The organism is Nocardioides sp. P5_E3, from assembly GCF_054049275.1.
Genome location: NZ_JBFUMR010000056.1, coordinates 1 through 10,738, shown reverse-complemented (window position 1 = coordinate 10,738; position 10,738 = coordinate 1). Strand labels below are relative to the sequence as shown.

Below are 10,738 nucleotides of genomic sequence, written 5' to 3'. Positions count from 1 at the left end.
CGCCCGGCCGGAGCGGACGCGGCCCGGCCCGGCACGAGGTCGGCCGGCCACTCGCGCGTGACGAGGTCGTCGTCGGCGAGGAGCGACCCGGAGGGCAGGTCGCGCGCGGCGACCAGCACCTCGACGGTCTCGGCCGGTGGCGGCGCGAGGGTGCGCAGCGCGCCAAGAGCGGCGACGGCGGTGAGCACGGCGGCGATCAGCCGACGACGGCGCCGCAGCTGGTGGCGTACGGCGCGCAGCCGGCGCCTGGCCGGTGGAAGTCCCGGGAACATGCACCGACGCTAGGCCGGGGCGACCGCCGCCCGCTCGGCCTCTCCACAGGGGTCTCGTGACGGTCGCTGCGCGACCTCCTCGACCCGCGGTGAGTCAGTCGGACGAGCTGGAGGACGAGCTGGAGGACGAGCTGGAGGAGGAACCCGACGAGGAGCTGGACGACGAGCTCGTCGTGCTGGTCGACGGGGTCGAGGACGAGGAGGTGCCGGCGCCGGTTGACGACGAAGCCGGCGTCGAGGAGCCCGCTTCCGCGCGGCTGTCGGTGCGGTAGAAGCCCGAGCCCTTGAACACCACGCCCACGGCGTTGTAGAGCTTGCGCAGCCGGCCGTCGCACTGGGGGCAGACGGTGAGCGCGTCCTCGCTGAAGCTCTGGAACTGCTCGAACGAGTGGCCGCACTCGGTGCAGGCGTACTGGTAGGTCGGCATGTGGGTCCTCTGGCAGCGACGGTGGTGCGGGATCGGCCGGGCCGGCGCGACGCGCTGGCACTCGGGCCCTTCGACTGCCAATGGTACGGCACAATGGTCGAGCGATGACCGAGCCTGCCGACACCCCCGACTCCACCCCCGACCCCACCCCCGCCTCGGCTGCCTCGGCTGCCACGACCGAGCAGACCACCGAGCCCGCCCGCGGCTCGCGCTGGCAGGCCTTCAAGCGTGCGCCCCGGGCGGTGCGCTGGACGGCGTGGACCGCGCTGGGCCTGGTGGTGCTGCTGCTGGTGCTCGCCGCGGTGTCCGTGGTCGTCGTACGCCGCCCGCTGCCGCAGACCGACGGTGAGATCGAGGTTCCCGGGCTGTCGGCGAGCGTCGAGGTGGTGCGCGACGAGCATGGCATCGCGCAGGTCTACGCCGACACCGACGCCGACCTGATGTTCGCGCAGGGCTTCGTGCACGCGCAGGACCGCTTCTTCGAGATGGACTTCCGCCGCCACGTCACCGCGGGCCGGCTCTCGGAGATCTTCGGCCCCGACACCCTCGAGACCGACCGCTTCATCCGCACGATGGGCTGGCGGCGCGTCGCCGAGCGCGAGTGGGCGCTGCTGGAGCCGGCGACGCGTGACGCGCTGACGTCCTACGCCGCCGGGGTCAACGCCTACATCGCCGACCGCAGCCCGTCGCAGCTGGCGGTGGAGTACAGCGTGCTGGGGCTCACCGGCCTCGACTACTCCCCGGCGGAGTGGGACCCGATCGACTCGCTCGCCTGGCTCAAGGCGATGGCGTGGGACCTGCGCGGCAACATGGACGCCGAGGTCGACCGGGTGCTGCTCTCGCTCGACCACACCGAGGACGAGATCGCCTCGCTGTGGCCCGACTACCCCTTCGACGAGCACCCGCCGATCGTCAGCGGCGGTGGGGTCGTCGACGGGGTCTTCGAGCAGAACGCCTCGGGCAACGCGACCCGCAACCCCCGCCGGCCGGCGTACGCGCCCGGCGTCGTCGCGGCCCTCGAGCGGGTGCGCGACCGGCTCGACGCGATGCCCGAGCTCATCGGCAAGGGCCGCGGGATCGGCAGCAACTCGTGGGTCGTCGACGGGGAGCACAGCGCCACCGGCGAGCCGATCCTGGCCAACGACCCCCACCTCGGCATCAGCCAGCCCGGCATCTGGATGCAGATGGGCCTGCACTGCCGCGCGCGGACGGCCGACTGCACGCTCGACACGTCGGGCTTCACGTTCTCCGGGGTGCCGGGCGTGATCATCGGCCACAACGCCGACATCGCCTGGGGCTTCACCAACCTCGGCCCCGACGTCACCGACCTCTTCCTCGAGCAGACCGAGGGCGACGACCGCTACGTCCGCGACGGCGCGACCGAGGCGATGGAGGTGCACACCGAGACGATCAAGGTGCGCGGCGAGGACGACGTCGAGATGCGCGTGCGCGAGACGGTCCACGGGCCACTGATCAGCGACGTCTCGACGGAGTTCGCGACCGTCGGCGCCAACGCACCCACCGACGAGCCGGGCGAGCGGGGGAGCGGCTACGCCGTCGCGCTGGCGTGGACCGCCCTCGAGCCGGCGCCGACCGCCGACGCGATCCTCGCCCTCAACCGCGCCTCCGACTGGGACTCGTTCCGGGCGGCCGCCGCCGACTTCTCCGTGCCGGCGCAGAACCTCGTCTACGCCGACCGCGAGGGCCACATCGGCTACCAGTCGCCCGGCCGGATCCCGATCCGCAGGGCAGGCAACGACGGCACCATGCCCGTGGAGGGCTGGATCAGCGCCAACGACTGGACCGGCGAGTACATCCCCTTCGACGGGCTGCCGAGCGTGCTCGACCCGGAGGAGGGCTTCATCGTGACGGCCAACCAGGCCGTCATCGACGAGCGCTACCCCTACCTCCTGACGAAGGACTGGGACTACGGCTACCGCTCGACGCGCATCCGCGAGGCGCTCGAGAGCGAGGGCGAGCTGTCCGTCTCGGAGATGGCCGGGCTCCAGCTCGACTCCACCAACCCCATGGCCGAGACGCTGGTGCCCTACCTCCTCGACGTCGAGGCTCTGCCGTCCCCCTACTACCGCAACGCCCAGAACCTGCTGCGCGACTGGGACTTCACCTCGCCGGTCGACAGCGCGGCCGCGGCGTACTTCAACGTCGTGTGGCGCACGGTCCTCGACAAGACCTTCCACGACGAGCTGCGGCAGCGCACCTGGCCCGACGGCGGCGACCGGTGGTTCCGCGTGGTCACCCAGATGCTGTCCGATCCCGCCGGCCCGTGGTGGGACGACGTGACCACCGACGACACGGTCGAGACCCGCGACGACATCCTGCGGGCCTCGCTCATCGACGCCCGCGACGAGATGACCCGCCGCCAGTCCCGCGACCCGCGCCTGTGGGAGTGGGGCCGCCTGCACCGCATGAACCTCCGCAACCCCACGCTCGGCGAGTCGGGCGTCGCGCCGGTCGAGCGCCTCTTCAACCGCAACGGCTGGGAGGTGGGCGGCGGCTCGTCCATCGTCGACGCCACGTCCTGGAACGCCGTCGAGGGCTTCGAGGTCACCGCCGCGCCGTCGATGCGGATGGTCGTCTCGCTCGCCGACTGGGACGACTCGCGGTGGATCAACCTCACCGGCGTCTCCGGGCACCCGGCGTCGTCGCACTACTCCGACCAGACCGAGCTCTACGTCGACGGCGAGACGCTGCCCTGGGCCTTCACCCGCGAGGCCGTGCAGGCCGCCGCGGAGGACCGGCTGCTGCTCACGCCCGCCGAGTGAGTGATCACCGGATATCCGGGGATCCCGCGGGCCCGAGCGCCACGACACCGCGCGACGTCAGCGCGAAGCCGACCTGCACGTCGTGGGGCTCGGCGGGCACGGCGAGCCCGACCTCGTCGTCGTACAGCAGCACGGCGACGGGGGTGCCGGGGGAGACGCGGGGCAGGGCGCGGTCGTAGCACCCGCCGCCCTGGCCGAGCCGCGCGCCGGACAGCGAGACCCCGGTGCCCGGCACGAGGACGACGTCGGCCTGCGCGATCGCCTCGCGCCCGAGTCGTGGTGCGGTCGGCTCGAGGAGGCCGCGCACCGCGGGGGTGAGGCCCTCGCGACCGGTGTAGACGGCCCAGTCGAGGTCGAGCCCCGGCAGCACCACCGGCAGCAGCACGCGCTTGCCGGCTGCCGTGAGCGCGTCGAGCAGGAGGCCGGTGCCGGGCTCGCTGCCGACCGAGACGTACGCCGCGACGGTGGCGGCGGACCGGACCGGCTCCCACGTGAGTGCCACGTCGGCGACGGACGCCGCGAACCCGGCGGCGGCCTCGAGCGGGCGCCGCTTCCGGGCAGCCAGAACCTGGTCGCGCAGTGCGGTCTTCGCCGCCGAGTGTCCCGGTCCCACACCGGCAGCCTACGATCGAACCATGGCAAGCAAGGGCAACCCGCAGGGCCTCGCGCTCGCGCGCGAGAAGATGCGCCAGGCCGGCGTGGACGACGTCGCGATCGACACGTTCGCGCACTACTACCGGCTCCTCGAGCACGGGGAGACCGGCATGATCGCCGAGGGCTCGATCGAGCCCCTCGACATGGAGTCGCTGGCCGACGTCGAGGTCGCCGAGGGCGACGCCGCGGAGGCCATCCGCAAGACCGCGGTCATCAAGCTCAACGGCGGCCTCGGCACGTCGATGGGCATGGAGCGTGCGAAGTCGCTGCTGTGCGTGCGCCGCGGGCTGAGCTTCCTCGACATCATCGCCCGGCAGGTGCTGCACCTCCGCAAGGAGTACGACGCCACGCTGCCGCTGCTGTTCATGAACTCCTTCCGCACCTCGTCCGACACGATGGCCGCGCTCGCGCGCTACGAGGACCTCCCGGTCGAGGGCCTGCCGCTGGAGTTCCTGCAGAACAAGGAGCCCAAGCTCCTCGCCGCCGACCTGATGCCCGCGGCCTACCCGAAGCACCCGGACCTCGAGTGGTGCCCGCCCGGCCACGGCGACATCTACACCGCGCTGCGCGGCACCGGCCTGCTGGCGCGGCTGCTCGACGCCGGCTACCGCTACGTCTTCGTCTCCAACTCCGACAACCTCGGCGCGGTGCCCGACGCGCGGGTGGCCGGCTGGTTCGCCCAGAGCGGGGCGCCGTTCGCCATCGAGGCCGTGCGTCGTACGCCCTCGGACCGCAAGGGCGGCCACTTCGCCCGCCGCAAGGCCGACGGCCGCATCGTGCTGCGCGAGTCGGCGCAGACGCTCGACGCCGACAAGGACGCGCTGGCCGACCTCAACCGCCACAAGTACTGCTCGACCAACAACCTGTGGTTCGACCTGCAGGCGATGGTCGACGCGCTCGACGCCCGTGGCGGCATCCTGGGCCTGCCGCTGATCAAGAACGTCAAGCACCTCGACCCGGCCGACAGCTCGACGCCGGAGGTCATCCAGATCGAGACGGCGATGGGTGCCGCGATCGAGGTGTTCGAGGGCGCGCTCACGATCGAGGTCGGCCGCGACCGCTTCGTCCCGGTGAAGACCACCGACGACCTGCTCGTGCTGCGCTCCGACGTCTACGACCTCGGCCGCGACTTCGTGCTCGACCAGACCGGCGACGAGGTGCCGTTCGTGTCGCTGGACGGCGACTTCTACAAGCTGGTCGGCGACTTCGACAAGCGCTTCCCCGAGGGCGCCCCGTCGCTGCGGGAGGCCGAGTCGTTCACCGTCGAGGGCGACTGGACCTTCGGCAAGGGCGTGCGCGTCGTCGGCGACGTCGCGCTCGGCGCCTCGTCCGCCCAGCGCGTCGAGGGCGGCACCGTCCTGAGCGAGCAGGACCCGGCCCAGGACACCGATGGCTGACCTGCTGCCCGTTGCCGACTACGTCGAGCGGATCCTCGCCACGGTCTCCCCGCTGCCGGCCTTCCCGCAGCCCCTGATGGAGGCCCTCGGTCTCGCCCTGGCCGAGGACGTGGTCGCACCGATCTCGCTGCCGAGCTTCGACAACTCCGCGATGGACGGCTACGCCGTGGTCGCCGACGACGTCGCCGGCGCGAGCGAGGACACCCCGGTCACCCTGCCCGTCGTCGGTGAGATCGGGGCCGGCCAGTCCTCGATCCTGGCCCTGTCGCCGGGCACCGCGGTCAAGATCATGACCGGCGCCCCGGTGCCGGCCGGCGCGACGACGGTCGTGCCCTACGAGTGGACCGACCGCGGCGTCGCCAGCGTGCGGATCGGCCGGGCCGCCACCCCGGGCCAGCACATCCGGCCCACCGGCGACGACATCTCCGAGGGCGACATGCTTCTGGAGGAGGGCACGGTCCTGGGGCCGCGACACCTCGGCATGCTCGCCGCCGTGGGTCGCGCGACCGTCCGCACCCGCCCCCGTCCGCGCGTCGTGGTCATCTCCACCGGCTCCGAGCTCCGCGACCCAGGTACGCCGCTGGGCCGCGACTCGATCTACGACGGCAACTCCTACCTCCTGGCCGCCGCTGCCCGCGCCGCCGGTGCGATCGCCTACCGCGTCGGCATCGTGCCCGACGAGACGCACGCCTTCTCCGAGGCGCTGAGCGACCAGCTCGTCCGCGCCGACATCGTCGTCACGAGCGGCGGCGTGAGCGAGGGCGACTTCGACGTCGTGAAGGAGTCGTTGTCGCACCACGGCTCGATGTGGTTCGGCGGCGTCGGCATGCAGCCCGGCAAGCCGCAGGGCTTCGGCACCGTCGGCGAGGACGACACCCCGGTCTTCACCCTTCCCGGCAACCCGGTCTCGTCCTACGTCTCGTTCGAGATGTTCGTGCTGCCCGCGATCCGCCGGATGATGGGGAAGCTGCCCTACGTCCGGCCCGCCGGGCGCGCCCGGCTGACCCACGGCCTGTCGTCGCCGGACGGCAAGGTGCAGCTCGTCCGCGGCCACCACGAGACCGACCGAGGCGGCACCTTCGTCTCGCCCGTCGGCGGCCACGGCTCGCACCTCATCGGCGACCTCGCGGCGGCCAACTGCCTCATCGAGGTGCCCGCCGACACGACCGCGATCCCGGCCGGCGAGATGGTCGCCATCCGCAAGCTCGACGAGGAGTTCTGATGGGGGACCCGCAGGGACGGCTGACCCACGTGGACGAGCACGGTGCCGCCCGCATGGTCGACGTCGGTGACAAGCCCGTCACGACCCGTACGGCGTCCGCCACCGGCCGCGTGCTCGTCAGCCCGGCCGTCGTCGAGCTGCTGCGCGGCGAGGGCGTGCCCAAGGGCGACGCGCTGGCCGTGGCCCGCATCGCCGGGATCATGGGCGCCAAGCAGACGCCCGCACTGATCCCGCTGTGCCACCCGCTGGCGATCTCCGGCGTGACCGTCGACCTGGAGGTCACCGACGAGTCCGTCGACATCACCGCGACGGTCCGCACCACCGACCGCACCGGCGTCGAGATGGAGGCGCTGACCGCCGTGTCGGTGGCCGCGCTCACCGTCGTCGACATGGTCAAGGCGGTCGACAAGGCCGCGACCATCACCGACATCCGGGTCGAGAGCAAGAGCGGCGGTCGCTCGGGGGAGTGGCAGCGATGAACCTCCGGGCGGCGGTGGTCGTCGCGTCCAACCGCGCCGCCGCCGGGACGTACGCCGACGAGACCGGGCCGCTGATCGCCGGCTGGCTGCGCGAGCAGGGCTTCGAGTGCGGCGACCCCGTCGTCGTGCCTGACGGCGACCCGGTGCGCGAGGCGATCGCCGCGGCCGTCGCCGCCGGCGCCCGGCTGGTCCTCACCACCGGTGGCACCGGGCTCACGCCCACCGACCGCACCCCGGAGGCGACTGCACCGCTGCTCGACCGCGAGGTGCCCGGCATCGCCGAGGCGATCCGCGCAGCCGGGGTGGCCAAGGGCGTGCCGACGGCGATGCTCTCGCGTGGCCTCGCCGGGATCGCCGGCGACTGCCTGGTCGTCAACCTCCCCGGCTCGCGGGGTGGGGTGAAGGACGGCCTCGGCGTCCTCGAGCCCGTCGTCCGCCACGCCGTCGAGCAGGTCGTCGGGAGCGACCACTGAACGGCCTGTCGGGCACCGCCCCCGGGTGGCCCGCCCGGCTGGAGTCGCAGGGCGTGGTCGTCCGCGCGCTGCGCAGGTCCGATGCCGACGAGTGGCAGGCCGTGCGCGCCCGCAACCACGACTGGCTGCGGCCGTGGGACGCCACCGTGCCGCCGGGTGCCGCGCCGCGCCCGTCGTCGTACAAGGTGGTCACCCGCTCCCTGCTCCACCAGGCCAAGCTCGGGCAGTGCCTGCCCTTCGTGATCGAGGTCGAGGGCCGCTTCGCCGGGCAGGTCACGGTGAGCAACGTCGCGCGCGGCTCGGCGCAGTGGGGCTCGATCGGCTACTGGGTCGCCGCCGAGGTCGCCGGGCGCGGGGTCGCACCCCGCGCGGTGGGCATGGTCATCGACCACTGCCTCGGCCCCGTCGGGCTGCACCGCATCGAGATCTGCGTGCGGCCCGAGAACACCAACTCCCTGCGGGTGGTGGAGAAGCTCGGTCTGGAGCAGGTGGGTTACGCCCCACGCTTCCTGCACATCGACGGGGCGTGGCGCGACCACCGGATCTTCGCGGTCACCGCCGAGGAGGCCCCTGAGGGTGTGGTCGCGCGGCTCGAGACACACCAGTCACACCAGTAGTTCTGCGACACACCACTTGACATCCGCCTCGGTCACGCTCCCCGCTCCTACGCTTCGGACGTGGACCTGAGCGCTCTCATCTTCGTCGCCCTTGCCGTGGCGTGGGCCGTCTACCTGATCCCCAAGGCCCTCAAGCACCACGACGAGGTCGTCCGCAGCCGATCCGTCGAGAAGTTCTCCCACACGATGCGCGTGCTCGCCCGACGCGAGCCCGTCGACCGCCGCAACGCGCGCCTGGTCGTCTCGCCGATCCGCGCCGCGCTGCGCCCGCCGGTCGAGACCAAGGCCCACGCCGAGCCCGAGGTCGTCGCCGCGTCGGTCACCACCGAGGTGACCCGCGAGGTCACCGCCACCGTCTCCACAGGCCCTGCGTTGTCCCGTCAGCCGTCGAGCCAGCCGTCGCGTGCCCTGTCGCCGGTCGCCGAGCGGGCGTCCGCCCGCCGGGCCGCGAAGCGCCGCCGCAACGTCCTCTCCCTCGTCCTCCTCGCGAACGCCGTCGTGGTCGGCCTCGCCGTCGCGAAGGTCGTCGCCTGGCCGTGGGTCGCCGTGCCGGTGGCCGTCCTGGTCGCCTGGCTGGTCGCCTGCCGGGTGTCGGTGCGCGCCGAGCGTCGCCAGCGCGCCCTCCGCTCCGCGATCGAGATCGGCATGCCGCCGATCGTCGAGGAGGAGCTCGACGAGTCCGACCTGACTGGCGAGATCACCGTGACCCCGCCCCAGCCCCGCGTGCCCGACGCCCCGGCCGAGCCCGCGGCGGCCTCGCCCGCGGCCGACGCCCCGGCCGTGGTCACCGGCGAGGTCCAGGTCGTCGGCGCCTGGGACATGGTGCCCACCACGCTGCCGACCTACGTCAGCAAGCCGGCCGCCCAGCGGCGTACGGTCTCGACGATCGACCTCGACTCCACCGGCGTCTGGTCGAGCGGCCACCACGACGGCGACTCGGCCCTCGCACGCTCGGCCGAGCAGTCCGCCAAGGCTGCGCGCGAGGCCGGCGAGACCCGCCGCGCCAGCGGCGCCTGAGTCCGGCTCCGCCGGACGCCAGGGCGATTGGCTCGGCGTCGAACTGCTCGTGTATCTTGGCGTCGCGCCTCCGGGCGCATGGGGCTGTGGCGCAGTTGGTAGCGCGTCTCGTTCGCAATGAGAAGGTCAGGGGTTCGAATCCCCTCAGCTCCACCAGCACGACGAAGAACCCGCAGGTCGACCGGACCTGCGGGTTCTCGCATGTTCCGCCCTCGCGCCGCGATCAGCCGCCGGATGATCGGCAGGACCCGGGTGCGCTACTCCGTCCGCAGGGCCGTCGCCGTACGGGTCCGCGCCGCCCACCCGGCGGGCAGCAGCGCGCCGGCCGTGGCGAGCACCAACCCGCCGAGCGCGAACATCGCGAGCTCCCACGGTCCGAACACGCTGAGCACGACCTGGGGCAGCTCGACCCCGGCACCGTCTCCCATCGCCGGCATCAGGATGCCGTGCAGCAGCACCCCTGAGGGGACGCCGACCAGGCCACCGACGAGGCCGACGAGCACGACCGACGAGAGCACGGTCGTCAGGGTCTGCCGCGGGGTCATGCCCAGCGCCTTGTGGATCCCGATGTCGTGCACGCGATCGCGAACGTCGAGCACGACAGCGTTGAGGACTCCCAGCCCCGCGACGGCGACCAGCATCAGGGTCAGCAGGCCGGCCAGAGCGTCGATGATGACGACCAGCTCGTCGGCGCCCTCTGGACTCTCCAGGTGCGCCGCGAGGTCCAGCGGGTCCAGCGCCTGCTGGAGCGCGTCGGTGTACTCGCCGTGGTCGGTGCCATCGGCCACCGAGACGAGCCAGGTGGTCAGGGTCGTGCTGGCGTCGGCCTGGGTGAGGACGAGCCCGTCGTTGTTGCCCGGGTCGAAGACCTCCCCCACGATCGTCAGCGTCACCGGCGCCCCGTCGCGGGTGAGCGTGAGGGAGTCCCCGATCTCCTTGTCGGTGGACCGCAGCACCTCTGTGGGGACGACGGCCTCCCCGGGGCGGGTGAACCAGCGGCCGGCGACGATCTCGTAGCCGACCCACCCCGGGTCCTCGGTGTACTCGACCAGGGATGAGCTCCCGCCCGTCAGTCCGGGCACGACCACGTCCGTCTCGGCGTACCCCAGCCAGCGCGCGGTGCCGGACTCGGCCTCCAGCGCGGCCGCGACCGCCGCCGGGTCGGCGGGCTCCGGTTCCGTTCCTGGCCTCGGCGTGCGCTGGGCACCAGGTGGGCCGTCGTCCGTGAAGCCGTCGACGACCAGGTCGGCCGCCGAGTGGTCGGCGGCGACCTGGATCCGGTTCAGCGACGTCGCCAGGCCCGCCGCGAGCGTGACGGCAGCGGCGCCGAACGCGATCGCCAGGACCATCGCCGCCGCGCGCGCCGGTGCGCTGAACGGGCGCGCGAGCCCCAGGGT

General features: G+C 73.0%; 11 protein-coding genes and 1 tRNA gene. 8 read left to right on the top strand and 4 right to left on the bottom strand.

What is annotated here, in order from left to right; all coding sequences use genetic code 11:
* Both ACXJKB_RS22465 and ACXJKB_RS22460 read right to left on the bottom strand, forming a co-directional pair.
* A partial coding sequence (locus tag ACXJKB_RS22465; RefSeq protein WP_457192398.1) for an SAF domain-containing protein occupies nt 1–272 on the bottom strand: 272 nt, incomplete at its 3' end.
* Nucleotides 273–366: 94 nt separating this feature from the next.
* Nucleotides 367–699 (bottom strand): FmdB family zinc ribbon protein, encoded by a 333-nt coding sequence (locus ACXJKB_RS22460; protein ID WP_457192396.1) that lies wholly within the window; start codon nt 697–699, stop codon nt 367–369.
* A gap of 104 nt (nt 700–803) precedes the next feature.
* Between ACXJKB_RS22460 and ACXJKB_RS22455 the strand changes: the two genes are divergently transcribed.
* On the top strand, nt 804–3,482 hold the full coding sequence (locus ACXJKB_RS22455; protein ID WP_457192394.1) for a penicillin acylase family protein: 2,679 nt from the start codon (nt 804–806) through the stop codon (nt 3,480–3,482).
* A gap of 4 nt (nt 3,483–3,486) precedes the next feature.
* On the opposite strand, the gene ACXJKB_RS22450 is transcribed toward ACXJKB_RS22455, so the two are convergent.
* Nucleotides 3,487–4,095: a 5-formyltetrahydrofolate cyclo-ligase gene (locus ACXJKB_RS22450; RefSeq protein WP_457192392.1), complete on the bottom strand. Its 609-nt coding sequence runs from the start codon at nt 4,093–4,095 to the stop codon at nt 3,487–3,489.
* A gap of 22 nt (nt 4,096–4,117) precedes the next feature.
* Between ACXJKB_RS22450 and ACXJKB_RS22445 the strand changes: the two genes are divergently transcribed.
* The 7 genes from ACXJKB_RS22445 to ACXJKB_RS22415 all read left to right on the top strand — a co-directional run bounded on the left by ACXJKB_RS22445 (nt 4,118) and on the right by ACXJKB_RS22415 (nt 9,497).
* A complete protein-coding gene (locus ACXJKB_RS22445; protein WP_300047191.1) occupies nt 4,118–5,533 on the top strand; it encodes a UTP--glucose-1-phosphate uridylyltransferase in 1,416 nt (471 codons plus the stop codon).
* Complete coding sequence (gene glp, locus ACXJKB_RS22440) at nt 5,526–6,755, top strand: molybdotransferase-like divisome protein Glp (RefSeq protein WP_457192390.1); 1,230 nt, start codon at nt 5,526–5,528, stop codon at nt 6,753–6,755. The genes ACXJKB_RS22445 and glp overlap by 8 nt, the downstream gene beginning before the upstream one ends.
* A complete protein-coding gene (gene moaC / locus ACXJKB_RS22435; RefSeq protein WP_457192388.1) occupies nt 6,755–7,234 on the top strand; it encodes a cyclic pyranopterin monophosphate synthase MoaC in 480 nt (159 codons plus the stop codon). Before glp ends, moaC begins: the two co-directional genes overlap by 1 nt.
* On the top strand, nt 7,231–7,707 hold the full coding sequence (locus ACXJKB_RS22430) for a MogA/MoaB family molybdenum cofactor biosynthesis protein (RefSeq protein ID WP_457192386.1): 477 nt from the start codon (nt 7,231–7,233) through the stop codon (nt 7,705–7,707). Before moaC ends, ACXJKB_RS22430 begins: the two co-directional genes overlap by 4 nt.
* A 53-nt stretch (nt 7,708–7,760) precedes the next feature.
* Complete coding sequence (locus tag ACXJKB_RS22425) at nt 7,761–8,324, top strand: GNAT family N-acetyltransferase (RefSeq protein WP_457192384.1); 564 nt, start codon at nt 7,761–7,763, stop codon at nt 8,322–8,324.
* Nucleotides 8,325–8,384: 60 nt separating this feature from the next.
* Complete coding sequence (sepX, locus tag ACXJKB_RS22420) at nt 8,385–9,341, top strand: divisome protein SepX/GlpR (protein ID WP_457192382.1); 957 nt, start codon at nt 8,385–8,387, stop codon at nt 9,339–9,341.
* A gap of 80 nt (nt 9,342–9,421) precedes the next feature.
* Nucleotides 9,422–9,497, top strand: a tRNA-Ala gene (locus ACXJKB_RS22415).
* Between the two features lie 101 nt (nt 9,498–9,598).
* On the opposite strand, the gene ACXJKB_RS22410 is transcribed toward ACXJKB_RS22415, so the two are convergent.
* A partial coding sequence (locus ACXJKB_RS22410; RefSeq protein WP_457192380.1) for an ABC transporter permease occupies nt 9,599–10,738 on the bottom strand: 1,140 nt, incomplete at its 5' end.